This window comes from Pseudomonas sp. IT-347P, from assembly GCF_949768005.1.
Classification (GTDB): Bacteria; Pseudomonadota; Gammaproteobacteria; order Pseudomonadales; family Pseudomonadaceae; genus Aquipseudomonas.
In genome coordinates, this window is sequence record NZ_CATKPQ010000044.1 from 261,811 (window position 1) to 285,928 (window position 24,118).

Sequence of the window (24,118 nt, forward strand, 5' to 3'; positions counted from 1 at the left end):
TTGCCGCCAACCACGTCGGACAGACCCGAGGGTTAAAAAGCGTCTTATAAATGAAACACCGCCCTCGGCTATACTCCCCGCATTTCGATCAGGCACGAGGAATCACTGTGAAGAACTGGACGTTGCGCCAACGCATTTTGGCGAGCTTTGCGGTGATTATCGCCATCATGTTGCTGATGGTCGTCGTTTCGTATTCACGCCTGTTGAAGATCGAGGCCAGTGAAAACAGCGTGCGTGATGACGCGATTCCCGGCGTTTATTACAGCTCGATGATCCGTGGCGCCTGGGTCGACAGTTATCTGCAGACGCAAGAACTGCTCGGACTCAAGGAAGGCCTGGGTATTTCCAGCGAGGACGCGGCGGACTACAAGGCTTTCGAGGCGCGTTTGCAGGAGCAAATGGCGAACTATCGCAAGACCATGGCGACCGACGAGGACCGTACCGAATTCGCCGCGTTCGAGAAGTACCACGACGCCTACATCCAGATTCAGGATGCCGTGCTGGACCTGCACAAGCGCAATCTTGAAGCGGACGCAGTCAGGATGTTCCACGAAAAACTCACGCCAGCCTGGTACGCCGGGCGCATGAAGCTCAACGACATCATCGGCGAAAACAAACGCGTTGCCGATCAGGCCATGAACAACATCGACGATGCAGTGGCGGCCGCCAAAGTCAGCATGTTCATTTCCCTGCTGGTCGCGGTGCTGGCCGCCGGCCTGTGCGGTTTGTTGCTGATGCGCGCGATCATGGCGCCGATGAACCGCATCGTGCAGATCCTCGAAACCATGCGCACCGGTGACCTCAGTTCGCGCCTGAACCTCGACCGCAAGGACGAGTTCGGCGCCGTCGAAACCGGCTTCAACGATATGATGACCGAGCTGACCGCGCTGGTGTCCCAGGCACAGCGCTCGTCGGTGCAGGTCACCACCTCGGTGACCGAGATCGCTGCCACCTCCAAGCAACAACAAGCCACCGCCACCGAAACCGCCGCGACCACTACCGAAATCGGCGCGACGTCCCGTGAGATTGCGGCCACTTCGCGCGATCTGGTACGCACCATGACCGAAGTGTCCACCGCCGCCGATCAGGCCTCGGTGCTCGCCGGCTCCGGTCAGCAAGGCCTGGCACGGATGGAAGACACCATGCACTCGGTCATGGGCGCGGCCGATCTGGTCAACGCCAAACTGGCAATCCTCAATGAGAAGGCCGGCAACATCAATCAGGTGGTGGTAACCATCGTCAAAGTTGCCGACCAGACCAACCTGTTGTCGCTCAATGCCGCCATTGAAGCCGAGAAAGCCGGTGAATACGGTCGCGGTTTTGCCGTGGTCGCCACTGAAGTACGGCGTCTGGCGGATCAGACCGCTGTCGCCACTTACGACATCGAGCAGATGGTTCGCGAGATTCAGTCGGCGGTGTCGGCGGGTGTCATGGGCATGGACAAGTTCTCCGAAGAAGTCCGTCGTGGCATGTCCGAAGTGCAGCAGGTCGGCGAGCAACTGTCGCAGATCATCCATCAGGTGCAGGCCTTGGCGCCGCGGGTGTTGATGGTCAACGAAGGCATGCAGGCCCAGGCCACCGGCGCCGAGCAGATCAACCACGCGCTGGTGCAGTTGGGTGACGCCAGCAGCCAGACCGTCGAGTCGCTGCGTCAGGCCAGTTTCGCCATCGACGAACTGAGCCAGGTGGCCGTCGGGCTGCGCAGTGGCGTTTCGCGATTCAAAGTCTGATGAGCGAAATCATCGCCAAACGCAGCGCCGCGCAGGTGGCGAAGCCGGCGTTGTTCCTGCTGTTTCGCATCGGCAGTGAGCGCTACGCCTTGCGTGCCACTGAAGTGGCGGAAGTGCTGCCACGTTTGCCGTTGAAGCCGATCGCGCGGGCGCCGCAGTGGGTCGCCGGAGTGTTTGCCTATCGCGGTGTGGTGGTGCCGGTAATCGACCTTAGCGCATTGACCTTCGGCCATCCCGCCGAGGCGCGCACCAGCACCCGTCTGGTGCTGGTCAATTACCAGCCAGATGAATCGCAACCTGCGCAATGGCTGGGACTGATTCTCGAACAGGCCACCGACACCCTGCGTTGCAATCTGCAGGAGTTTCAGCCTTACGGCCTCGACAACCGCGAGGCGCCTTACCTCGGCCCGGTGCGTGAAGATGCCCAGGGATTGGTGCAATGGGTGCGGGTCAATGACTTGCTCGATGACGCCGTGCGCCGGGTGCTGTTCCCCGATCCACCGCTGAATCCGGCGCAGCTTGAGGCGCAGTCATGAGCAGCGATCAGCGCTTTTTCGACTTTCTCAAGGAGCGCATTGGCCTCGATGTGACCTCGGTCGGCCCAGCGATCATCGAGCGCGCCGTGCGTCAGCGCACGACGCTGTCGCAAGCCGTGCATGCCGATGAGTACTGGCAGCTGCTGCAAGGCTCGCGGGATGAACAACAAGCACTGATCGAAGCGGTGATCGTCCCGGAAACGTGGTTTTTCCGTTATCCGGAATCCTTCGCCACGCTGGGTAAACTGGCACGCAATCGCCTCGCCGAGCTGAACAACATGCGCGCACTGCGCATTCTGAGTCTGCCGTGTTCCACCGGCGAAGAGCCTTATTCGATTGCCATGGCCTTGCTTGATGCCGGGCTCAAACCGCATCAGTTCAAGGTCGATGGCATGGACGTCAGCCCGCTGTCGGTGGAAAAGGCACGGCGCGCACTGTATGGCAGGAATTCGTTTCGCGGTCAGGATCTGGATTTTCGCGACCGGCATTTCACGCCTGAGCAGGAAGGCCATCGGGTCAATGACGAAGTGCGTGAGCAGGTGCGCTTGCAGGTCGGCAATGTGCTCGATCCGACGCTTCTCGCCAGCGAACCGGCGTTCGATTTCGTGTTCTGCCGCAACCTGCTGATTTATTTCGATCAGCCGACGCAAAAACGGGTGTTCGAAGTGCTCAAGCGCCTGACACATTTCGATGGCGTGCTGTTTATCGGACCGGCCGAGGGCAGTCTGCTCGGGCGTCTGGGCATGCGCTCGATCGGTATCCCGCAGTCTTTCGCGTTCAGCCGCCACAGCGATCCGCACCCCGAACCGCTGCCGACACCCAAACCGCTCACCTTACCGGTCAGCCAAACTCTGCGCAGCACGCCGCCTCCGGTGGTGCGCAATCGACCGTTCACCGCCGTGACGCCACTGCCGATTGCCAGCAAAAGCGCGAACCCGGACGCCGCGACCCTGCTGGCCAACATCGCCGCACTGGCCAACGAAGGCAAAAGTGCCGAGGCCCGTGCCGCCTGCGAACAGTATCTGCGCAGCCATGAACCGGTGGCTCAGGTGTTTTACTGGCTCGGCCTGCTCAGCGACGTCGCTGGTCTGACCCTCGAAGCTCAGGGTTTCTACCGCAAAGCGTTGTACCTTGAACCGCAACACCCCGAAGCGTTGATGCACCTGGCCGCGCTGCTGCAGGCCCAGGGCGACACGGCGGGTGCCAGACGATTGCAGGAGCGCGCCGCCCGCAGCGGCCGCACCGCCGACAGTGAGCGTAAACGATGATCCCGTCCGACACCTTGAACGTCACCCACGAAGACGCCCGGGCCATCGATGATTGCTGGAACCGTATCGGCATTCATGGCGACAAGTCCTGTCCGCTGCTGGAAGCGCATATTCATTGCCGCAATTGCTCGGTGTATTCCGCCGCGGCCACGCGCCTGCTCGACCGTTATGCGTTGCAGCAGGACGAGCGGGACCCGGTGGCGATCGCCGTGGAAAGCGATGTGAAAACCCGCTCGCTGCTGATGTTCCGGCTCGGCGAAGAATGGCTGGGGCTGGCGACGCGCAGCCTCGTTGAAGTGGCGCCGCTGCAGGCGATTCACTCATTACCGCACCAGCGCTCGCGCGCCTTGCTCGGCGTGGCCAATGTGCGCGGCGCGCTGGTGGCGTGCCTGTCGCTGGTCGAACTGTTGGGTCTGGATGGCAACGCCGCGCCCGCCACCGGCGCGCGCATCATGCCGCGCATGCTGATCATCGCGGCCCATGGCGGGCCGGTGGTGGTGCCGGTGGATGAGGTCGACGGCATTCATGCCATCGATGAACGCATTCTCGCTGCCGCGTCGCAGTCCGGCGCGCAAGCCAGTGCCAAGTACACCCGTGGCGTTCTGCAATATCGCGGTCGCAGCCTGCGTTGGCTGGATGAAGAACAGTTGTTGTCCGCCGTGACCCGGAGCCTCACATGACCCCCGAGCAAATGCGCGATGCGTCGCTGCTTGAGTTGTTCAGCCTCGAAGCCGAAGCTCAGACCCAAGTGCTCAGTGCCGGTTTGCTGGCTCTGGAGCGCAACCCGACCCAGGCTGATCAACTTGAGTCGTGCATGCGCGCGGCGCATTCGCTCAAAGGTGCGGCGCGAATTGTCGGGATCGACAGCGGCGTCAGCGTCGCGCATGTCATGGAAGATTGTCTGGTCAGTGCGCAGGAAGGGCGCTTGCTGCTGCGGCCTGAACATATCGATGCGTTATTGCAGGGCACCGATTTGCTGATGCGCATCGCTACGCCGGCCAATGCGCCGCAAGCGAGCGAGATTGAAGCTTATGTGGCATTGATGGCGGATTTACTCGATCCGTCGACGCCGCGAACAACGTTCACAGCGCCGCCGATGGCCGGGTTGCCACTTGACGCGCCGCCGGTGTTTGAACCCGCGCCAGCGCCGATCGTGGAAGCCCCGGTCGATTCCTCGGAACCTGTGCCACGCAAGAGCAAACGCACCACCGAAGGAGGCGAGCGGGTGCTGCGGGTCACCGCCGAACGCCTGAACAGCCTGCTCGATCTGTCGAGCAAGTCGCTGGTGGAAACTCAGCGTCTCAAACCGCATCTGGCGACCATGCAACGCCTCAAACGCATGCAGAACAACGGCCTGCGCGCGCTGGAAAACCTCAACGTCCACCTCAAGGAACACGCGCTGAGTCTGGAGGCGCTTGAGGCCTTGGAGGACGCGCGCCGGTTGCTCGCCGAATCCCAGCAACTGCTGAGCGAGAAAAACGCCGAACTCGACGAATTCGCCTGGCAAGCCAGTCAACGTGCGCAAGTGCTCTACGACACCGCGTTGGCTTGCCGCATGCGGCCATTCGCGGACGTGCTGACCGGTCAGGTGCGCATGGTCCGGGATCTGGGCCGCAGCCTTGGCAAACAGGTACGGCTGGAGATCGAAGGCGAGAAAACCCAGGTTGACCGCGATGTTCTGGAAAAACTCGAAGCACCGCTGACCCATTTGCTGCGCAACGCGGTCGATCACGGCATCGAAACCCCGGAACAACGCCTGCTCAAGGGCAAGCCGGAAGAAGGCCTGATCCGCCTGCGCGCCTCGCATCAGGCCGGTCTGCTGGTGCTGGAGTTGAGCGATGACGGCAATGGCGTTGATCTGGAAAAGGTCCGCCGCAGCATCGTCGAACGGCAGTTATCCCCAGCCGAAACCGCTGCGCAATTGAGTGAAGAAGAACTGCTGACCTTCCTCTTCCTGCCTGGTTTCAGCCTGCGCGACACGGTCACCGAAGTGTCCGGGCGGGGCGTTGGCCTCGATGCCGTTCAACACATGGTTCGCCAGTTGCGCGGTGCCGTGGTGCTGGAGCAAACGGCGGGTGAGGGCAGTCGCTTCCATCTGGAAGTGCCGCTGACCCTGTCAGTGGTGCGCAGTCTGGTGGTGGAAGTGGGCGAAGAGGCGTATGCCTTCCCGCTGGCACACATCGAACGCATGTGTGATCTGGCCCCCGAAGACATTGTGCAGGTCGAGGGTCGTCAGCATTTCTGGCACGAAGGTCAGCATGTCGGGCTGGTTGCGGCCAGCCAGTTGCTTAACCGTCCGGGTAGCCAGAACAGTGGCGAAACCCTGAAAGTCGTGGTGATCCGCGAGCGTGATGCGGTGTATGGCGTTGCTGTGGAGCGCTTTATTGGCGAGCGCACAATGGTGGTCTTGCCACTCGACGAGCGTCTGGGCAAAGTGCAGGACATCTCCGCCGGGGCCTTGCTCGACGACGGTTCGGTGGTGCTGATCGTCGATGTCGAAGACATGCTGCGTTCGGTGGACAAACTGCTCAATACCGGGCGTCTTGAGCGCATCGCCCGCCACGGTCATCAGGCCGCAGAAGCTGCGCGCAAGCGGGTGCTGGTGGTCGACGACTCGCTGACCGTGCGCGAGCTGCAACGCAAGCTGCTGCTCAATCGCGGCTACGACGTCGCGGTGGCAGTGGACGGCATGGACGGCTGGAACGCACTGCGTTCGGAGGACTTCGATTTGCTGATCACCGACATCGACATGCCGCGCATGGACGGCATCGAGCTGGTCACGCTGCTGCGCCGCGACAACCGTCTGCAATCGCTGCCGGTGATGGTCGTGTCGTACAAGGATCGCGAAGAGGATCGCCGCCGTGGCCTCGATGCCGGCGCCGACTATTATTTGGCCAAAGCCAGTTTTCATGACGACGCCCTGCTCGACGCAGTGGTCGAGTTGATCGGAGGAGCGCGGGCATGAGGATCGCCATTGTCAACGACATGCCCATGGCGGTCGAGGCGCTGCGCCGGGCGCTGGCCTTCGAGCCGGCGCATCAGGTGGTCTGGGTCGCCCGCAATGGCGCCGAGGCGGTGCAACTGTGCGCCGAAAACACCCCGGATCTGATCCTGATGGACCTGATCATGCCGGTGATGGACGGCATCGAAGCCACCCGCCGGATTATGGCCGAAACCCCGTGCGCGATCGTCATCGTGACCGTGGACCGCCAGCAGAACGTGCACCGCGTCTTCGAAGCCATGGGCCACGGCGCGCTGGACGTGGTCGATACCCCCGCCCTCGGCGCCGGCAATGCTCAGGAAGCGGCGGCGCCGTTGCTGCGCAAGATCCTCAATATTGGCTGGCTGATCGGCGAGAAACCCACGCGTTCCCGGCCGGCGCCGGCGGCCCAGCGCAGTTCGGCTTCGCGCCAGCGGCTGGTGGCGATCGGCTCATCCGCGGGTGGGCCGGCGGCGCTTGAAGTGCTGCTCAAAGGCTTGCCGAGGGAATTTTCGGCGGCGATCGTACTGGTGCAGCATGTCGATCAGGTGTTCGCTGCCGGCATGGCCGAATGGCTGGCCAGCGCCAGCGGCCTCGATGTGCGTCTGGCCCGTGAAGGCGAACCGCCGCAGGCCGGTGCGGTGCTGCTGGCCGGCACCAACCACCATATTCGCTTGTTGAAAAACGGCACGCTGGCTTACACCGCCGAGCCGGTCAATGAGATCTACCGCCCTTCGATCGATGTGTTTTTCGAGAGTGTCGCCAGTTATTGGAATGGTGACGCGATCGGGGTTTTATTGACCGGGATGGGGCGCGACGGCGCGCAAGGGCTTAAGCTCATGCGTCAGCAGGGTTACCTGACCATCGCGCAAGATCAGCAAAGCAGTGCAGTGTACGGCATGCCCAAGGCTGCAGCGGCGGTTGATGCCGCCGTCGAAATCCGTGCACTGGAAAAGATAGCGCCACGATTGCTGGAGGTTTTTCCCAAATGAACAGGTTTATCCGCAATCCTGGCCCCCGCAGTACACAGGTGACCGCCCATGAATGACTTACAGATCGACGACATTAAAACCGACGAAAACGCCGCCATGGTGTTGTTGGTGGATGATCAGGCGATGATCGGCGAAGCCGTGCGCCGTGGGCTGTCGAATGAAGAGAACATCGACTTTCACTTCTGCTCCGATCCGCATCAGGCCATTGCGCAAGCGGTGCGGATCAAGCCGACGGTGATTCTCCAGGATCTGGTGATGCCTGGCCTCGATGGCCTGAGCCTGGTGCGTGAGTATCGCAATCATCCGGCGACCAAGGACATTCCGATCATCGTCCTGTCGACCAAGGAAGACCCGCTGATCAAGAGCGCGGCGTTCTCCGCCGGCGCCAACGATTATCTGGTGAAGCTGCCGGACACCATCGAACTGGTGGCGCGCATCCGCTATCACTCGCGCTCGTACATGACCCTGCTGCAGCGCGATGCCGCGTACCGCGCGCTGCGGGTCAGCCAGCAGCAATTGCTCGACACCAATCTGGTGCTGCAACGGTTGATGAACTCCGATGGCCTGACCGGGCTGTCCAACCGCCGGCACTTCGACGAGTACCTGGAACTGGAGTGGCGCCGCTCGCTGCGGGATCAGAGTCAGTTGTCGCTGTTGATGATCGACGTCGATTACTTCAAGTCCTACAACGACAGCTTTGGTCACGTTGAAGGCGATGAAGCGCTGCGCAAGGTCGCCACGGCGATCCGCGAGGCCAGCGCACGACCTTCGGATCTGCCGGCGCGTTATGGTGGTGAGGAGTTTGTGCTGGTGCTGCCGAACACCTCGCCGGGCGGTGCACGACTGGTCGCGGAGAAACTGCGCCAGACCGTGGCCTCGCTGAAGATTCCGCACAACACCCCGGCGGAAGGGGCGAGCCTGACCATCAGTATTGGTCTGGCGACGATGGTGCCGCAGGCGGGTAGCGATTGCCGGTTGCTGATTTCAGCGGCGGATCGTGGGTTGTATCTGGCCAAGAACAATGGCCGTAACCAGGTCGGGATCGAGTAACGGCTGACCCTCACCCCAGCCCTCTCCCGGGGGGAGAGGGGGCCGACCGAGGTGTCTGGCGCTGTACATCGACCTGATCGACCGAGTCGATTATGGATCTTCAGGCTTGGCGATTCCGGATTCGGCAAAGCCCTTTCACGTCGGCGTACCTCTCAAATATCCCCCAATCGGTCCCCTCTACCTCTGGGAGAGGGTTAGGGTGAGGGCAACGGCTTTAATGATCCGCACACCCGCCAGACGGGCTGCCGTCACAGCCTGATTACGTTATACTCGCCGGCTTTCAAAAGTTCGCCAACGAGTGCTGCCCGTCATGGAAATCAATCCGATCCTGAACACCATCAAGGACCTGTCCGAGCGCTCCGAAACTATTCGGGGGTATCTTTGACTACGATCAAAAGCATGAGCGTCTGACCGAGGTCAATCGCGAGCTTGAAGATCCGAGCGTCTGGAACAAACCTGAATACGCCCAGGAACTGGGCCGCGAGCGCGCTGCGCTGGCGCAGATCGTCGACACCCTCGACGAGCTGAACGGCGGTCTGGCCGATTGCCGTGACCTGCTGGACATGGCCGTCGAAGAAAACGACGAAGGCGCAGTGGGCGATGTCGTCGCCGAGCTGGCCCGTCTCGAGGAAAATCTGGCCAAGCTGGAATTCCGCCGCATGTTCAGCCATGAAATGGACCCGAACAACGCCTACCTGGACATCCAGGCCGGTTCCGGCGGCACCGAAGCCCAGGACTGGGCCAACATCCTGCTGCGCATGTACCTGCGCTGGGCGGACAAACGCGGTTTCGACGCGACCATCATGGAACTGTCGGCCGGTGAAGTCGCCGGTATCAAAGGGGCGACCGTGCACATCAAGGGCGAATACGCCTTTGGCTGGCTGCGTACCGAGATCGGCGTGCACCGTCTGGTGCGCAAAAGTCCGTTCGACTCCGGCAACCGTCGCCACACTTCGTTTTCCGCGGTGTTCGTCTCGCCAGAGATCGACGACAAGGTGGAAATCGAAATCAACCCGGCAGACCTGCGGATCGACACCTATCGTTCCTCCGGTGCCGGTGGCCAGCACGTAAACACCACCGACTCGGCCGTACGTATCACCCACGTACCGACCAACACCGTGGTCAGTTGCCAGAACGAACGTTCCCAGCACGCCAACAAAGACACCGCGATGAAAATGCTGCGGGCCAAGTTGTACGAGCAGGAAATGCAGAAACGCAACGCCGCGTCGCAAGCGCTGGAAGACACCAAGTCCGATATCGGCTGGGGTCACCAGATTCGCTCGTACGTGCTCGATGCGTCGCGGATCAAGGATCTGCGCACCAACATCGAACGCAGCGACTGCGACAAGGTACTCGACGGTGATATCGACGAATACCTGGAAGCCAGCCTGAAATCGGGCCTGTAAAAGACGCAATACAGGATCGGCTGATCCAGCACGATCCCTGTAGGAGCCAGCCCTGCTGGCGATCCCCGGGCCGCAAGGCCCGGGGGCAACGAACCTGATGGAATATCTAAAGACATGAGCGACCAACAACTCGACCCGCAAGCCCTGCAACAGGAAGAAAACTCCCTGATCGCCCTGCGCAAGGAAAAGCTGGCTGCCGAGCGCGCCAAGGGCAACGCCTTCCCGAACGACTTCCGCCGCGACAACTACTGCGATGCACTGCAGAAACAGTACGCGGACAAGACCAAGGAAGAGCTGGCAGAGGCTGCAATCCCGGTCAAGGTTGCCGGTCGCATCATGCTTAACCGTGGCTCGTTCATGGTGATCCAGGACATGACCGGTCGCATCCAGGTCTACGTCAACCGTAAAACCCTGTCGGAAAAAACCCTGGCCGCCGTTAAAACCTGGGACATGGGCGACATCATTGCCGCCGAAGGCACCCTGGCGCGTTCCGGCAAGGGCGACCTGTACGTTGAAATGACCAGCGTGCGCCTGCTGACCAAGTCGCTGCGTCCGCTGCCGGACAAGCACCACGGCCTGACCGACACCGAACAGCGCTACCGTCAGCGTTACGTCGACCTGATCGTCAACGAAGACGTGCGCCAGACCTTCCGCGTGCGTTCACAAGTGATTGCGCACATCCGCAGCTTCCTGATGAAGCGCGACTTCCTCGAAGTCGAAACGCCGATGCTGCAGACCATTCCGGGCGGCGCTGCGGCCAAGCCGTTCGAAACCCACCACAACGCGCTGGACATGGAAATGTTCCTGCGTATCGCGCCAGAGCTGTATCTGAAGCGTCTGGTGGTCGGTGGTTTCGAGAAAGTCTTCGAAATCAACCGCAACTTCCGTAACGAAGGCGTTTCGACTCGTCACAATCCTGAATTCACCATGTTGGAGTTCTATCAGGCCTACGCCGATTACGAAGACAACATGGACCTGACCGAAGAACTGTTCCGCGAACTGGCGCAGCTGGTGCTGGGCAGCACCGACGTGCCGTACGGCGACAAGGTTTTCCACTTCGGTGAGCCGTTCGTGCGTCTGTCGGTGTTCGATTCGATCCTCAAGTACAACCCTGAGCTGACCGCCGATGACCTGAACGACATCGACAAGGCACGCGCCATCGCCAAGAAAGCCGGCGCCAAGGTGTTGGGCTTCGAAGGTCTGGGCAAGCTGCAGGTGATGATTTTCGAAGAACTGGTCGAGCACAAGCTGGAACAGCCGCACTTCATTACTCAATACCCGTTCGAAGTGTCGCCACTGGCCCGTCGCAACGACGACAACCCGAACGTCACCGACCGCTTCGAGCTGTTCATCGGCGGCCGTGAAATCGCCAACGCCTACTCCGAGTTGAACGACGCGGAAGACCAGGCCGAGCGCTTCATGGCGCAGGTGGCTGACAAGGACGCCGGCGACGACGAAGCCATGCACTACGACGCCGACTTCGTCCGTGCGCTGGAGTACGGCATGCCGCCAACGGCCGGTGAAGGCATCGGCATCGACCGTCTGGTGATGTTGCTGACCAACTCGCCGTCGATCCGCGATGTGATCCTGTTCCCGCACATGCGACCGCAAGCGTAAACGTTTCAGTTAAAAAGCCGCCTAAAACAGGCGGCTTTTTATTGCCTGTCTGGTACAAATGTATCAATTGGTTAATTTTGCAATAGCAGAGGAAGTTCTGTCGTGATGGGTGCAATAGCTCAAGAAGGTGCAGCGGGTATCGCCACTGCGGTCGCTGAAAGCGTTCAGTACCAGGGTCGCAAGGCCAGCCGACAGGGCAGTGAGCAGCGTCGACAGGACATTCTTGACGCGGCGATGCGCATTGTCGTGCGTGACGGCGTACGTGCCGTGCGCCATCGCGCGGTGGCCGCCGAGGCCGGTGTGCCGTTGTCGGCGACCACTTATTACTTCAAGGATATCGACGACTTGCTCACCGATACCTTCGCCCAGTATGTGGAGCGCAGCGCGGCGTATATGGCCAAGCTGTGGATCAACAACGAAGGTTTGCTCCGTGAGATGGTAGTCAGCGGCGACGGCAGCCCCGAGTCGCGCTCGCAACTGGCCGATGACATTGCGCGATTGATGGCTGACTACGTGCATCGTCAATTGGTCAACCGTCGCGAGCATTTGATGGCCGAGCAGGCGTTCCGTCAGGAAGCGCTGCTCAACCCGCGTCTGGCGATTCTGGTGCGTTCCCATCAGCAGATCCTGCTGCAGGGCACCTGCCAGTTGTTTCAGGTATTGGGCTCGCGTGAACCGCAACAGGATGCCAAGGTGTTGACGGCGATTATCGGACGGATGGAATATCAGGGCCTGCTCAACGACGCCGAGCCTTTGGCCGAAGAGGACATGCTCGGCATTCTGACGCGCTACATGCACCTGGTGCTGGCGTCGGTGTAATCCTCTAGAGGAAACACCTGACCCTGTGGGAGAGAGCTTGCTCGCGAAGACGGACTGACATTCAACATTAACGTCGGCTGTAATACCGCTTTCGCGAGCAAGCTCGCTCCCACAGGTTCAGTGGTGTATCCGAGGGCGGCGTGTGTTCATAGGGAGTATTGAATGAAAGCCTGGCGTGGCGTGCTGATCGCCTTGTCGTTCCTGCTGCTCAGTGGCTGTCTGGTGACCTTCAAGGACCCGCTGCCCGCGGGTGACCCGGCGCCCAAGGGCTTGCTGGGCAAATGGTCGAGTACCAATGCCTGGGGCGAGCCAATGAACCTTGAGCTGACCCGGTTGGGTAGCGACCGCTATCAGGCTGTGACGTATTTCAAAGCCAAACCCCACGAACGCGAAGCCTATCCCTTCACGGTGTCGCGTCACGGCAGCCGCTGGTACCTGTCGGCGAAAGTCCCGGCGCAGTACGGTGGCCATTTCACCATCGCCGGTTTCGAACTCACCGACAAACACGAACTGGTGGTTTACAACCTCGATCTCGAGCAGATCAATCAAGCGATCCAGCAAAAACACCTCGACGGTCAAGCCTTCACGACCGACGATGGCGACGGTGTGCAGGTCGTCAGCCACCTCGACAAGGTCTTTGCTTACCTCGACGATCCGGCCAATTCCGATGTTTTCGTTGAAGCCGCGCGCTATCAGCGCCAGGCCCGCGCCAAATAATTCAGTTTTCTACAGGAGTTTCGGGTGGACGATTACCAGCAATCGATACGCATATTGTCCGACCGCATTGTGCTGGCGCAGACGCCGATTCGCGTACTCGACGCGGTCAAGTGGGACGAGAATATCCGCAAGGGCTTTCTCAAGGCCAAGGGCAAGGAAATGCCCGCCGTCGATCGCGATTACTACCTCAACCGGCCGCTCAGCTTCGATTCGAGCAAGGTCAAACTGGAATTCCAGAACATCGAGCGCGACATCACTCGCCAGCTCGGCCAGTTCAACCCGGTCGGGCAGATCATGCGCCGGATGTGCAAGGAATACCGCATGGTGGTGCGCATGCTTGAAGCGCGCGGCACCGAGGATTTCGGCCTGATCTCACAAGAGCTGTACGGCGCTGCCTCCGATGCGTTCCATGCCGGTGACCCGACCTTGGCCGATCTCGGCCTGATGATGTCCGACTACCTGAATAACATCGACGGCCGTGGCGATCTGAAGGACGAGCCGAAAACCCTCACCGCCAAGGACGCTGTGCACCTGTTGCAAACCCGTTTGAACAAAGTGTTTGGTGAAGCCGAGGAAACCATTCGCGTGTTCGAGTCCGACGGCATCGTTGCGGACGCGGCGGCAGGCGCCGATTACATCAAGATCCGCACCGACGCGATGTTCAACGATCGCGACGTGCGCGCGCTGGAAGTCCACGAAGGCCTGGTCCATGTGGGTACGACGCTCAACGGGCTGAACCAGCCGATCTGCACCTTCCTGTCCAAAGGTCCACCGTCGTCGACGGTGACCCAGGAAGGCCTGGCGATCCTGATGGAAATCATCACCTTCGCCTCCTACCCGAGCCGCCTGCGCAAACTGACCAACCGTACTCGCGCCATTCACATGGTCGAGGAGGGCGCGGACTTCCTGCAGATCTTTGAATTCTTCCGCGAGCAGGGCTTCGAGATGGCGGAAAGTTACGGCAACGCCAGTCGGGTTTTCCGTGGCTCGACGCCGACCGGTCTGCCATTCACCAAAGACTTGTCCTACCTCAAGGGCTTTATCATGGTTTACAACTACATTCAGTTGGCCGTGCGTAAGGGCAAGCTCGAGCAGATTCCGCTGTTGTTCTGTGGCAAGACCACGCTGGAAGATATGCGCACTTTGCGTCAGTTGGTGGATGAAGGGTTGGTCGTGCCGCCGAAGTACCTGCCGGACCAGTTCCGCGATTTGAATGCGCTGTCGGCGTGGATGTGCTTCTCCAACTTCCTCAACCATTTGAGCCTGGACCGGATCGAAGCGGATTACTCCAACATCCTCTAGACCACACAAAAAAACCCTGTAGGAGTGAGCCTGCTCGCGATAGCGGTGTGTCAATCAATACAAATATCAACTGACCCACCGCTATCGCGAGCAGGCTCACTCCTACAGTTTTAATTGTATTCCAACCTGAATTTTCGCGAGGTTTCACCGGATGAGAATCCTCGGCATCTTCTGCCTGCTGTTGACCCTTGGCGGTTGCAGTTCACTGTTGTTCTACCCCGAACCGGGCCAGATCTTCACCCCGGAAAAAGCCAGACTCGAATACCGCACCGTCACGCTGGTCACGGCGGATGGCCTGAAGCTCAACGCCTGGTGGCTGCCGGCCAAACCCGGCGTCGAGGTCAAAGGCACCGTGCTGCATCTGCACGGCAACGGCGGCAATCTGCCGATGCATTTGGGCGGCAGTTGGTGGTTGCCGAAAAACGGCTATCAAGTGCTGCTCGTGGACTATCGCGGTTATGGCTTGTCCGAGGGCAAACCGAGCCTGCCGGCGATCTATCAGGACATCGACGCCGCGTTCGCCTGGCTGGACCGGGCGCCCGAGGTCAAAGGCAAGCCGCTGATACTGCTCGGCCAGAGCCTCGGCGGTTCGATGGCCGTGCATTGGCTGGTGCAGCATCCCGAGCGGCAGAAACAGCTCAAGGCCTTCGTGCTCGACGGCGTGCCCGCCAGTTACCGCAGCGTCGGCCAGTATGCGCTGAGCACCTCGTGGCTGACCTGGCCGTTCCAGGTGCCGCTGTCGTGGCTGGTGCCGGACAGCGACAGCGCAATCAACTCGATGCCGCAGTTGAACGGTGTGCCGAAACTGATCTTTCACAGCATCGACGATCCGCTGGTGCCGATGACCAACGGCATCCGTCTGTATCAGGCGGCGCCGCCACCGCGCGTGCTGCAGCTGACCCGTGGCGGCCATGTGCAGACGTTCGGCGACCCGGTGTGGCGCCAAGTGATGCTGCGCTACCTCGATGATCCCGAGCACTTCAACGGCCTGCGCCGGCTCGGCGAAATCCCCAATTACCCGCAACCCCCGAATTCTGAAGACGAGAGTCCGCAATGACTGAAGAACGCAACGCCATCCCGCTGATCATCACCGGTATCTGCAGCATCCTCGGCACCGTCGGGGCGCTGTGGTACTACGGCTACCTGCACTTTGCCAAACCCGAGGATGCGTTGCTGCTCAACGAATTCACCATGCTCAAGACCGTGCCGGGTGAGGACTACAAAGTCTCGCTCGACCCGGCGCCGCAAGTGGCTCAGTGCATCGATGGCGTGCTGGTGTTGTTCGATACCGAGCAGAAAGGCCTGACCGGAGTATTGATCAACGCCCAGAAAAAGGCTGTGCGTTGCATGGGCGAAGAAACCCCGCAGAAGCTGGAACAGTGATTCTGCAGGTTCAGCCCTCACCCTAACCCTCTCCCAGAGGGAGAGGGGACTGACCGAGGTGTTCTTTCGCTACACGCCGACCTGATCCACCGTGTCGAACGCAAATTCTGAAAGCACCACAAATCGGCTCCCTCTCCCTCGGGAGAGGGCTGGGGTGAGGGGCCGCGATTTGAGCCCGCACCAAAAAGCCCCGCCTGATGCATCGTGTCGAACACAAATTCTGAAAGCACCACAAATCGGCTCCCTCTCCCTCGGGAGAGGGCTGGGGTGAGGGGCCGCGATTTCAGCCGCACAAAAAAGCCCCGCCTGATCACTCAGGCGGGGCTTTTGCGTTACTGCGTGAGGCTTAGTTCGAGCTGACCGCCGAACGTGGCATCACTGGCTGATTGTCGTTGGAAATGGTCACTTCCACTCGACGGTTCATCGCACGGCCGGACGCGGTACCGTTCTCGGCAACCGGGTATTCCTTGCCGTAGCCTTGAGTGACGATGCGCGCTGGATCAACGCCCATTTTCACCAGTGCGGTGCGCACGGAGTTGGCGCGACGCTCGGACAGCGACTGGTTGTACGACGCAGCACCCGTGCTGTCGGTATAACCCTCGACGATCACTTTGCGATCCGGGTTTTCCTGGAGAAACTGCGCCAGTTTGTTGATGTTGACCAGACCGCTGGATTTCAGCTCAGCCTTGTTGGTGGCGAACAGCACATCACCGAAAGTCACCAGCGTACCGCGATCGGTCTGCTTGGCGTTCAGGCTGTCCTGCAGCTGTTTGATCTGCTGATCACGCGCATCCAGACGCGCCTGGGCACGTTGGGCGGCAGCGTTCTTCAGGTTGTTTTCCGCGGTGCGCAGGGCGATGGTCTGCTTGGCCACTTCCACGCGCTGGTTGGTCAAGTAAGCCAGTTGGTCAACCTTGGCCGCGTCTTCCTTGTCCAGATAAGCCTTGTCGGCCTTGTCCAGGTAATCACTGGCGTCTTTGGTTTCCAGCGCCGCGACTTTGCTCGCTTGCGGGTTGGCTTGCAGGCCGGCGTAGTTGGTGCGCGCCTGCTCCAGATTCGGGTTAGGCGGGGTGGAGCAGGCAGCCAGTGCAACACTTGCGGCGAGGAGAGCGGGGATCATCAGTTGCTTACGCATAATTTGTCGTCCTTTCTATCGATAAGAGATTCAGCTTTGCAGTCGGATGCGCGCTTATTGCACGGTGCGCTGACTTTCCTGACGCAGTTCCTGAACACCTTTCTGGGAGTCCTTCACAGCCTGTTCGGCTTTTGCTGCCTGAGCCTTGCGTTCTGCTACACGAGCGTCCCACTCGGCTTGCTCGGACAGGATGCGCGCTTCGTCATACTTCTTGTCGTGCATGGCGATTTCAGCTTGTTTCAGCTTGTCCTGCGCTTGCTTCATCTCAACGGCAGCAAACTCGGTACCGCCGGCGCTGACAGCGCTGTTCACGGCCGACTGGGTCACGGCGTACTGCTCGGTCGGCGGGTTGCCGGCGCAACCGGCCAGCACGAAGCTGGTACCAATCGCCAGAGCGGCCAGTTTCAGACCGTGCAGGTGGGTAAACGAGGTTTGGTTTTTCATGGTCTTCAACTCCATTAGGCATCTCCTGAAAATACAACTGAATCCATCCTGGCAGAGGAGCCAAAAGCATCGCTTGTCAACGCGAATTGAAACGCTCGTTCCAGGCGTGGTTACTGGTTCCGACCGGAGGCATTTTTCAAAAGTTCAGAAAAGATGGCCTATCGCCAAAAAAAACTTTGACCGAATGGACAAGGCTCTAAAGCGGGAACTTTGGCAGCATGGAGTGGTACGCGCGGGTGTTTCTATTATCAAACTCTTATCGAAAACACGTCGATTTTGAGACAGAAATACAGTCAATGTGGGAGCGGGCTTGCTCGCGAAAACGGTGTGTCAGTCACCTTCGATGTCGACTGATCTACCGCATTCGCGAGCAAGCCCGCGCCCACAGTTTTTGATCTACGTTGTGTCAGTGTTTCTGCTTGCCGGCCGTGGCCGAGAGGTCATGCAAATGCCGACGCGAAAGGGCCAGAAAACGCGGTGTCGGCCCGACGTCTTCGTACAGCGGATCACCTTCCTCATCGGTCGCTACCACCGTCGACCCCTTCACATACGGCAGGCTCGCTTCGAACTCTTCAAGCGCTGCGCCGATCAGTTCGCCGAGCAGTTCTTCGACATGACGTTTGGGATACATCTCGGTAATCGCTGCCAGACGCGCAGCGGCTTCAACGTCCAGATGAATCGCATAGCCAGTGTCGGTCAGGCGACCCTTGGCGTTTTCTTCCCAATGCTGGGCGAGTTCACGAATTTTCATGATGACCTCATTTCGCACCTGCTCTTGGCAGGTCTGGGTGAGTGTCCGCCGGGGCCGGCGGCAAGCCGTTGTACGGCTTACTGTTGAGACTAGCTTTCGCGCACAAGGTTTAACCTCCCTTCGTCGGCTGCTTGTAAGAAGCGCCACAGAGCGGCACTCTCTAGGTCATGCACTCGTTTCTAAGCCGTCCGGATTACTGCTGGGGAATTGCTGATGACCGATATTGATGCACGCTTGCGCGAAGACGTTCACCTGCTCGGAGAGCTGTTGGGCAACACCATTCGAGACCAGTACGGCGAGGCCTTCCTCGACAAGATCGAGCAGATCCGCAAGGGCGCCAAAGCCGACCGGCGTGGCTCGATGGACGCCGAACTGAGTGCCAGTCTCAATCAATTGAGCGAAGACGAATTGCTCCCGGTGGCGCGGGCGTTCAACCAGTTTCTCAATCTGGCGAACATCGCCGAGCAGTACCAGTTGATTCATCGGCGCGAAGAGTCGCAGCCGGCGCCGTTCGAATCCCGCGTACTGCCGGAATTGCTCGCGCGTTTGCGCAACGAAGGCCATAGCGCCGAATCCCTGGCCCGGCAATTGTCACGACTGGAAATCGAACTGGTCCTGACCGCGCACCCGACCGAAGTGGCGCGGCGTACGCTGATCCAGAAGTACGACGCGATCGCCGGGCAACTCGCCGCGCAGGACCATCGCGACCTGACCACAGCCGAACGCGAACAGATTCAAAACACCCTGCAACGGCTGATCGCCGAAGCCTGGCACACCGAAGAAATCCGCCGCACGCGCCCGACGCCGGTCGATGAAGCCAAGTGGGGTTTCGCGGTGATCGAACATTCGCTGTGGCAAGCGATCCCCAACCATATGCGCAAAGCCGACAAGGCTTTGTATGAAGCCACCGGCCTGCACCTGCCTCTGGAAGCGGCGCCGATTCGCTTCGCGTCGTGGATGGGCGGCGACCGTGACGGCAACCCCAACGTCACCGCCGCTGTGACCCGCGAAGTATTGCTGCTGGCGCGCTGGATGGCCGCCGATCTGTACCTGCGCGACGTCGATCATCTGGCTGCCGAGCTGTCGATGCAACAGGCCAGCGATGCCCTCAAAGCCAAGGCGGGCGACAGCGCCGAGCCGTATCGTGCGGTGCTCAAACAATTGCGCGAACGCCTGCGCGCCACGCGCAACTGGGCACACGCCGCGCTGACCGCGCCGACGCCGGCGCCAGCCGAGGTGTTGCACAACAACCGTGATCTGCTCGATCCGCTGGAGCTATGTTTCAACTCGCTGCACGAATGCGGCATGGGCGTGATAGCTGATGGCCCGTTGCTCGATTGCCTGCGTCGGGCAGTGACCTTCGGCCTGTTCCTCGTGCGTCTGGATGTGCGTCAGGACTCGTCGCGCCACAGCTCGGCGATGACTGAAATTACCGACTACCTCGGCCTCGGTCGCTATGAAGATTGGGACGAAGAGCAGCGCATCGCTTTCCTGACTCGTGAACTGAGCAATCGCCGGCCATTGCTCCCGGCCCATTTCAAACCGTCCGCCGACACCGCCGAAGTACTCAACACCTGCAAGGAAATCGCAGCCGCGCCGGGCGCTTCGCTTGGTTCCTATGTGATCTCCATGGCCGGTGCTGCGTCCGATGTGCTTGCCGTGCAACTGCTGCTCAAAGAGTCCGGCGTGCTGCGGCCGATGCGCGTGGTGCCGTTGTTTGAAACCCTCGCCGACCTCGACAACGCCGGGCCGGTGATGGAGCGTTTGTTGTTGCTGCCGGGTTACCGCGCACGCCTGCAAGGCCCGCAGGAAGTGATGATCGGCTACTCCGACTCGGCCAAGGACGCTGGCACCACAGCGGCGGCCTGGGCGCAATATCGTGCGCAGGAACGCCTGGTGGAAATCTGCCGCGAGCAGCAAGTCGAGCTGCTGCTGTTCCACGGTCGCGGCGGCACTGTGGGCCGGGGCGGTGGTCCGGCGCACGCGGCGATTCTGTCGCAACCGCCGGGTTCGGTGGCCGGGCGTTTCCGCACCACCGAGCAGGGAGAAATGATTCGCTTCAAATTCGGCCTGCCGGACATCGCCGAGCAAAACCTCAATCTGTACTTGGCAGCGGTACTTGAAGCAACGCTATTGCCGCCACCGCCGCCAACGCCCGAATGGCGCCATCTGATGGACGAATTGGCGGCGGACGGTGTCAGCGCTTATCGCCAGGTCGTGCGGGAAAATCCGCAATTCGTCGAGTACTTCCGCCAGTCCACGCCGGAGCAGGAATTGGGTCGATTGCCGCTGGGCAGTCGTCCGGCCAAGCGTCGTGCCGGCGGCATTGAAAGCCTGCGGGCGATCCCGTGGATTTTCGGCTGGACGCAAACGCGGCTGATGCTGCCGGCGTGGCTCGGTTGGGAGTCGGCACTGAGCAAGGCACTGGAACGCGGCGAAGGCGAATTGCTCGGGCAGATGCGCGAACAGTGGCCGTTCTTCCGCACCCGTATCGACATGCTGGAGATGGTGTTGGCCAAGGCTGATGCAGATATTGCCTTGTCCTACGACGAGCGTCTGGTCGAGCCGGATCTGCTGCCATTGGGTGCGCAGTTACGCGACCTATTGTCGCAGGCGTGCGCGGTGGTGCTCGGCCTGACTGGCCAGTCGCAGCTGCTGGCACATAGCCCTGACACCCTGGAATTCATCCGTCTGCGCAACACCTACCTCGACCCGCTGCATCTATTGCAGGCGGAACTGCTGGCCCGTTCGCGGCAGCAGGATGGCGAACAGGGCAGCCCGGTGGAACAGGCGTTACTGGTGTCTGTGGCGGGGATTGCCGCCGGTTTGCGAAATACCGGCTAAGGTTTTTTGACGGGGCAAGCGGCAGCCGCAGTAAACGCCGGATGCCGCGTTGCCTGACGGCAAAAAGTGCCAGCAGGCGACAGTTAATGATGGGGTTGCGACTTGGGTCACCGCGTCGCAAGGTCGCGGGGAGGGTCGGTTTCTCCGACTTTTGGCGTCTTGTGTGGGCGCAGCCTGCTGTGTATCTTGATCAGCCTTTGGCCGTTTGTGCGGCCACGACCCGTATTTTCAGGATTCGTCGCAAACGGCGAATCCTTTGTTTTGTAAAAGCTTTTTATAAAAAAATTGAGGAGCACATCTAATGCGCGTCATTCTGCTGGGAGCTCCCGGGGCCGGTAAAGGTACTCAGGCTAAGTTCATCACCGAAAAATTCGGCATTCCACAAATTTCCACTGGCGACATGCTGCGTGCAGCGGTCAAGGCCGGTACTCCACTGGGCGTTCAAGCCAAGAGCATCATGGATGCCGGCGGCCTGGTGTCGGATGACCTGATCATCGCACTGGTTCAGGATCGTATCGCTCAGCCAGACTGCGCCAACGGTTTCCTGTTCGACGGCTTCCCGCGCACCATTCCGCAGGCTGAAGCACTGGTGACTGCCGGCGTCGAGCTGGATGCAGTCGTTGAAATTGCTGTTGAAGACGAAGAAATCGTTCAACGCATCGCCGGCCGTCGTGTTCACGAAGCCAGCGGCCGCGTTTACCACATCGTTTACAACCCGCCGAAAATCGCCGGCAAAGACGACATCACCGGCGAAGAGCTGGTACAGCGCAAGGACGACACCGAAGAAACCGTGCGTCATCGCCTGTCGGTCTACCATTCGCAGACCAAGCCGCTGGTGGAGTTCTACCAGAAGCTGTCCGCTGCCAACGGCAAGCCGAAGTACAGCCACATTCCTGGCGTCGGTTCGGTTGATGCAATCACCACCAAGGTGCTGGCTGCTCTGAGCTGAAAAGTCTGATCGGCTGCATCATCCACGGCCCGCTTGCGGGCCGTAGTTGTTTATACTGACGCCCTTTTCCCACCCCTGTTTTGGAAACATCGATGAGCACCTTGCTGGCCCTGGACACCGCGACTGAAGCTTGCTCCGTTGCCTTGCTGCATGACGGCAAGGTCACGAGCCATTACGAGGTGATCCCGCGCCTGCATGCGCAGAAGCTGCTGCCGATGATCCAGCAACTGCTGGCCGACGCCGGCACCACGCTGCAAGCGGTCGATGCGATTGCGTTCGGTCGTGGGCCGGGTGCGTTTACCGGGGTGCGGATCGCCATTGGCGTAGTGCAGGGTCTGGCGTTTGCGCTGGATCGTCCGGTACTGCCGGTGTCCAACCTTGCCGTGCTGGCGCAGCGTGCGTTGCGTGAGCACGGTGTGAGCCAGGTCGCGGCGGCCATCGATGCGCGGATGGATGAGGTGTATTGGGGCTGTTACCGCGAGACGGCGGGGGAGATGCGCTTGGTCGGTGCGGAAGCGGTGTCGCCACCGGAAGTCGCCGCGCTGCCGGCCGATGCCAATGGCAATTGGTTCGGCGCCGGTACCGGTTGGGGTTATGGCGAGCGCATTGCCGTCAACCTGACAGGCGTCGACGCCGGCATGCTGCCCCACGCCGAAGACCTGTTGACCCTGGCGCGGTTTGCCTGGGAGCGCGGCGAGTCGATTCCGGCGGATGACGCGCAACCGGTTTACCTGCGCGACAAAGTCGCTACCCCGAAAGCCCGCTGATTCACCACACCCTTTGTGGGAGCGAGCTTGCTCGCGAAGGCGTCCGGCCAGTCAATATCAATGTTGAATGTGCTGAACTCTTCGCGAGCAAGCTCGCTCCCACAGGGAATCAAGTCGCCCGTGAATCCGCCAATCGTCAGTTTCTAACCCCTCGCTTTAAACCTTTTGCGCTTTATGTGTTCTAGTTATCACTCGGCAGTTTGCTAAGTCGGTCAAGTGCCGCTAAATTGCCATCATCGATACCGAGCATGAATTTATGCGTATAGACGGCCTTTCCTCTCAGTCCTACCCTATCAAGCGCAAGCCCCGCAAAGGCAACGTGACGCTGGATAACTCCGTCGACGATATCGACGGCGAGCTGGAATTCCCGACCGAAGAGCAACTGGCCGCCCGTGCCGCCAAAGCCTCTGCGCAACGCCTGAGCAATCTGCCTGCCCGTCAGCAAGACATGATCTACCAACGTGCGATGAAAAAGAGCGTGGCCATGGCCCTCGCCAGTTACCTGAGCACTGCCGGTTTTGTCGATTGGGATGCAGACGTGCTGGGCCTCGATCTGTACATCTGATGGATCTGCCTTACTACCTCGGTTGCCCGTCCTGGAGCGAAAACGCCTGGCGTGAGTATCTTTACCCGGTAGACGCCAAAACCGCTGATTTCCTCGGTCTCTATTCGCAAGTGTTCAACGCCGTTGAAGGCAACACGACCTTCTACGCCAGCCCGTCGCCTGCCACGGTGCAGCGTTGGGCCGAGGTCATGCCCGAGCACTTCCGCTTCACCGCCAAATTCCCCGGCGACATCAGCCACGGCGGTGATCTGCGCGAGCAACTGAGCGCCGCCGAGACCTTCCTGCAATTACTCAAGCCCCTCGGTGAGCGCGTCTCGCCGCTGTGGCTGCAACTGTCGAAAAGCTTTACGCCGCAGCGGCTGCCGGAACTGGCAGCGTTTATCGATGCGCTGGATTGCCCGTTGGCAGTGGAAGTGCGCCATGAACAGTTCTTCGCCAAGGGCGAGAGCGAACGCCTGCTCAATCGTCTGCTGCTGGACCGTGGCGTGGAACGCATCTGCCTTGATCCACGTGCGCTGTTCAGTTGCCTGTCGACCGAGTCTTCGGTGATCCACGCGCAATCGAAAAAGCCGCGAGTGCCGACCCGCCCGGCGGCGTTCACCCAATTCCCGCAAGTGCGTTTTATCGGCCATCCCGAGCTGGAAGCCAACGATCCGTTCCTGGTGCCGTGGGTGGCGAAAATCGCCGAGTGGATTGAAGAAGGTCGTACGCCGTACATCTTCCTGCACACCGCCGACAACCTGCTGGCGGCGAAGCTGGCGCAACGTTTCCACGCACAACTGATGCAACGTTTGCCTGGCCTGCCAGCGCTGCCTGCGCTATACAGAGAGCCCGCCGCGGAGCAACTTGGTTTGCTCTGAGGC

Annotated in this window: 22 protein-coding genes; 19 read left to right on the plus strand and 3 right to left on the minus strand. The window is 60.5% G+C overall.

The genetic code is table 11. The annotated features are described in order from the left end of the window. Positions 1 to 107 precede the first annotated feature (107 nt). The 14 genes from ACM6IV_RS17465 (at position 108) to ACM6IV_RS17530 (ending at position 15,800) form a co-directional block, all read left to right on the plus strand. Positions 108 to 1,730, plus strand: coding sequence for a methyl-accepting chemotaxis protein (locus ACM6IV_RS17465; protein WP_414870947.1), 1,623 nt, complete (start codon positions 108 to 110; stop codon positions 1,728 to 1,730). Continuing rightward, positions 1,730 to 2,266, plus strand: coding sequence for a chemotaxis protein CheW (locus ACM6IV_RS17470; RefSeq protein ID WP_414870948.1), 537 nt, complete (start codon positions 1,730 to 1,732; stop codon positions 2,264 to 2,266). Before ACM6IV_RS17465 ends, ACM6IV_RS17470 begins: the two co-directional genes overlap by 1 nt. Beyond that, positions 2,263 to 3,534, plus strand: coding sequence for a CheR family methyltransferase (locus ACM6IV_RS17475; protein WP_414870949.1), 1,272 nt, complete (start codon positions 2,263 to 2,265; stop codon positions 3,532 to 3,534). The genes ACM6IV_RS17470 and ACM6IV_RS17475 overlap by 4 nt, the downstream gene beginning before the upstream one ends. After that, complete coding sequence (locus ACM6IV_RS17480; RefSeq protein ID WP_414870950.1) at positions 3,531 to 4,214, plus strand: chemotaxis protein CheW; 684 nt, start codon at positions 3,531 to 3,533, stop codon at positions 4,212 to 4,214. The genes ACM6IV_RS17475 and ACM6IV_RS17480 overlap by 4 nt, the downstream gene beginning before the upstream one ends. Next, the gene (locus tag ACM6IV_RS17485) at positions 4,211 to 6,499 is read left to right on the plus strand and encodes a hybrid sensor histidine kinase/response regulator (protein ID WP_414870951.1); all 2,289 of its coding nucleotides are present in this window, start codon (positions 4,211 to 4,213) and stop codon (positions 6,497 to 6,499) included. The genes ACM6IV_RS17480 and ACM6IV_RS17485 overlap by 4 nt, the downstream gene beginning before the upstream one ends. After that, positions 6,496 to 7,506, plus strand: coding sequence for a chemotaxis response regulator protein-glutamate methylesterase (locus ACM6IV_RS17490; RefSeq protein ID WP_414870952.1), 1,011 nt, complete (start codon positions 6,496 to 6,498; stop codon positions 7,504 to 7,506). The genes ACM6IV_RS17485 and ACM6IV_RS17490 overlap by 4 nt, the downstream gene beginning before the upstream one ends. Positions 7,507 to 7,554: 48 nt before the next feature. Next, a complete protein-coding gene (locus tag ACM6IV_RS17495; RefSeq protein ID WP_414870953.1) occupies positions 7,555 to 8,556 on the plus strand; it encodes a diguanylate cyclase domain-containing protein in 1,002 nt (333 codons plus the stop codon). Positions 8,557 to 8,866: 310 nt separating this feature from the next. After that, positions 8,867 to 9,962, plus strand: a protein-coding gene (gene prfB, locus ACM6IV_RS17500; protein WP_099758102.1) for a peptide chain release factor 2 whose coding sequence is annotated in 2 segments (ribosomal slippage) — positions 8,867 to 8,938 and positions 8,940 to 9,962 — 1,095 coding nt in all. Because the reading frame shifts where the segments join, the coding sequence is not laid out codon by codon here. Positions 9,963 to 10,076: 114 nt separating this feature from the next. Beyond that, on the plus strand, positions 10,077 to 11,579 hold the full coding sequence (lysS, locus tag ACM6IV_RS17505; RefSeq protein ID WP_414870954.1) for a lysine--tRNA ligase: 1,503 nt from the start codon (positions 10,077 to 10,079) through the stop codon (positions 11,577 to 11,579). A 105-nt stretch (positions 11,580 to 11,684) separates the two neighbouring features. Continuing rightward, a complete protein-coding gene (locus ACM6IV_RS17510) occupies positions 11,685 to 12,398 on the plus strand; it encodes a TetR/AcrR family transcriptional regulator (RefSeq protein WP_123451993.1) in 714 nt (237 codons plus the stop codon). A 162-nt stretch (positions 12,399 to 12,560) separates the two neighbouring features. After that, positions 12,561 to 13,115 carry a hypothetical protein gene (locus ACM6IV_RS17515; protein ID WP_414870955.1) on the plus strand — a complete coding sequence of 185 codons (555 nt, stop codon included), beginning with the start codon at positions 12,561 to 12,563 and terminating at the stop codon, positions 13,113 to 13,115. A gap of 24 nt (positions 13,116 to 13,139) precedes the next feature. Then, positions 13,140 to 14,417 carry a flavohemoglobin expression-modulating QEGLA motif protein gene (locus ACM6IV_RS17520; RefSeq protein WP_414870956.1) on the plus strand — a complete coding sequence of 426 codons (1,278 nt, stop codon included), beginning with the start codon at positions 13,140 to 13,142 and terminating at the stop codon, positions 14,415 to 14,417. 151 nt (positions 14,418 to 14,568) lie between these two features. Beyond that, a complete protein-coding gene (locus ACM6IV_RS17525; RefSeq protein ID WP_414870957.1) occupies positions 14,569 to 15,474 on the plus strand; it encodes an alpha/beta hydrolase in 906 nt (301 codons plus the stop codon). After that, on the plus strand, positions 15,471 to 15,800 hold the full coding sequence (locus tag ACM6IV_RS17530; protein ID WP_034154859.1) for a hypothetical protein: 330 nt from the start codon (positions 15,471 to 15,473) through the stop codon (positions 15,798 to 15,800). Before ACM6IV_RS17525 ends, ACM6IV_RS17530 begins: the two co-directional genes overlap by 4 nt. Positions 15,801 to 16,146: 346 nt before the next feature. Here the strand turns inward: ACM6IV_RS17530 and ACM6IV_RS17535 are convergent, their stop codons facing one another. The 3 genes from ACM6IV_RS17535 to ACM6IV_RS17545 form a co-directional block, all read right to left on the minus strand. Continuing rightward, positions 16,147 to 16,935: an OmpA family protein gene (locus ACM6IV_RS17535; RefSeq protein WP_414870958.1), complete on the minus strand. Its 789-nt coding sequence runs from the start codon at positions 16,933 to 16,935 to the stop codon at positions 16,147 to 16,149. Between the two features lie 54 nt (positions 16,936 to 16,989). After that, the gene (locus ACM6IV_RS17540; RefSeq protein ID WP_414870959.1) at positions 16,990 to 17,394 is read right to left on the minus strand and encodes a DUF4398 domain-containing protein; all 405 of its coding nucleotides are present in this window, start codon (positions 17,392 to 17,394) and stop codon (positions 16,990 to 16,992) included. A gap of 391 nt (positions 17,395 to 17,785) precedes the next feature. Next, the gene (locus tag ACM6IV_RS17545) at positions 17,786 to 18,130 is read right to left on the minus strand and encodes a pilin assembly protein (protein WP_123452009.1); all 345 of its coding nucleotides are present in this window, start codon (positions 18,128 to 18,130) and stop codon (positions 17,786 to 17,788) included. A gap of 213 nt (positions 18,131 to 18,343) precedes the next feature. Here ACM6IV_RS17545 and ppc point away from each other — a divergent pair, with 213 nt between their 5' ends. The 5 genes from ppc to ACM6IV_RS17570 all read left to right on the plus strand — a co-directional run bounded on the left by ppc (position 18,344) and on the right by ACM6IV_RS17570 (position 24,115). Further along, the gene (gene ppc, locus ACM6IV_RS17550; RefSeq protein ID WP_414870960.1) at positions 18,344 to 20,974 is read left to right on the plus strand and encodes a phosphoenolpyruvate carboxylase; all 2,631 of its coding nucleotides are present in this window, start codon (positions 18,344 to 18,346) and stop codon (positions 20,972 to 20,974) included. Positions 20,975 to 21,275: 301 nt separating this feature from the next. Then, entirely contained in the window at positions 21,276 to 21,923 is a 648-nt protein-coding gene (gene adk / locus ACM6IV_RS17555; RefSeq protein WP_242204972.1) for an adenylate kinase, read from the plus strand. A 92-nt stretch (positions 21,924 to 22,015) separates the two neighbouring features. Next, positions 22,016 to 22,690, plus strand: coding sequence for a tRNA (adenosine(37)-N6)-threonylcarbamoyltransferase complex dimerization subunit type 1 TsaB (tsaB, locus tag ACM6IV_RS17560; RefSeq protein ID WP_414870961.1), 675 nt, complete (start codon positions 22,016 to 22,018; stop codon positions 22,688 to 22,690). A gap of 256 nt (positions 22,691 to 22,946) precedes the next feature. Beyond that, the gene (locus ACM6IV_RS17565) at positions 22,947 to 23,255 is read left to right on the plus strand and encodes a hypothetical protein (RefSeq protein ID WP_414870962.1); all 309 of its coding nucleotides are present in this window, start codon (positions 22,947 to 22,949) and stop codon (positions 23,253 to 23,255) included. Beyond that, entirely contained in the window at positions 23,255 to 24,115 is an 861-nt protein-coding gene (locus ACM6IV_RS17570) for a DUF72 domain-containing protein (protein ID WP_414870963.1), read from the plus strand. Before ACM6IV_RS17565 ends, ACM6IV_RS17570 begins: the two co-directional genes overlap by 1 nt. The last annotated feature ends 3 nt before the right edge of the window (positions 24,116 to 24,118 follow it).

Excerpts from the sequence above, each read along its gene's own strand:
- ACM6IV_RS17470 (WP_414870948.1), top strand. The coding sequence starts at position 1,730 with ATGAGCGAAATCATCGCCAAACGCAGCGCCGCGCAGGTGGCGAAGCCG.
- ACM6IV_RS17475 (WP_414870949.1), top strand. The coding sequence starts at position 2,263 with ATGAGCAGCGATCAGCGCTTTTTCGACTTTCTCAAGGAGCGCATTGGC.
- ACM6IV_RS17480 (WP_414870950.1), top strand. The coding sequence starts at position 3,531 with ATGATCCCGTCCGACACCTTGAACGTCACCCACGAAGACGCCCGGGCC.
- ACM6IV_RS17485 (WP_414870951.1), top strand. The coding sequence starts at position 4,211 with ATGACCCCCGAGCAAATGCGCGATGCGTCGCTGCTTGAGTTGTTCAGC.
- ACM6IV_RS17490 (WP_414870952.1), top strand. The coding sequence starts at position 6,496 with ATGAGGATCGCCATTGTCAACGACATGCCCATGGCGGTCGAGGCGCTG.
- ACM6IV_RS17495 (WP_414870953.1), top strand. The coding sequence starts at position 7,555 with ATGAATGACTTACAGATCGACGACATTAAAACCGACGAAAACGCCGCC.
- lysS (WP_414870954.1), top strand. The coding sequence starts at position 10,077 with ATGAGCGACCAACAACTCGACCCGCAAGCCCTGCAACAGGAAGAAAAC.
- ACM6IV_RS17510 (WP_123451993.1), top strand. The coding sequence starts at position 11,685 with ATGGGTGCAATAGCTCAAGAAGGTGCAGCGGGTATCGCCACTGCGGTC.
- ACM6IV_RS17515 (WP_414870955.1), top strand. The coding sequence starts at position 12,561 with ATGAAAGCCTGGCGTGGCGTGCTGATCGCCTTGTCGTTCCTGCTGCTC.
- ACM6IV_RS17525 (WP_414870957.1), top strand. The coding sequence starts at position 14,569 with ATGAGAATCCTCGGCATCTTCTGCCTGCTGTTGACCCTTGGCGGTTGC.
- ACM6IV_RS17530 (WP_034154859.1), top strand. The coding sequence starts at position 15,471 with ATGACTGAAGAACGCAACGCCATCCCGCTGATCATCACCGGTATCTGC.
- ACM6IV_RS17535 (WP_414870958.1), bottom strand. The coding sequence starts at position 16,935 with ATGCGTAAGCAACTGATGATCCCCGCTCTCCTCGCCGCAAGTGTTGCA.
- ACM6IV_RS17540 (WP_414870959.1), bottom strand. The coding sequence starts at position 17,394 with ATGGAGTTGAAGACCATGAAAAACCAAACCTCGTTTACCCACCTGCAC.
- ACM6IV_RS17545 (WP_123452009.1), bottom strand. The coding sequence starts at position 18,130 with ATGAAAATTCGTGAACTCGCCCAGCATTGGGAAGAAAACGCCAAGGGT.
- ppc (WP_414870960.1), top strand. The coding sequence starts at position 18,344 with ATGACCGATATTGATGCACGCTTGCGCGAAGACGTTCACCTGCTCGGA.
- adk (WP_242204972.1), top strand. The coding sequence starts at position 21,276 with ATGCGCGTCATTCTGCTGGGAGCTCCCGGGGCCGGTAAAGGTACTCAG.
- tsaB (WP_414870961.1), top strand. The coding sequence starts at position 22,016 with ATGAGCACCTTGCTGGCCCTGGACACCGCGACTGAAGCTTGCTCCGTT.
- ACM6IV_RS17565 (WP_414870962.1), top strand. The coding sequence starts at position 22,947 with ATGCGTATAGACGGCCTTTCCTCTCAGTCCTACCCTATCAAGCGCAAG.
- ACM6IV_RS17570 (WP_414870963.1), top strand. The coding sequence starts at position 23,255 with ATGGATCTGCCTTACTACCTCGGTTGCCCGTCCTGGAGCGAAAACGCC.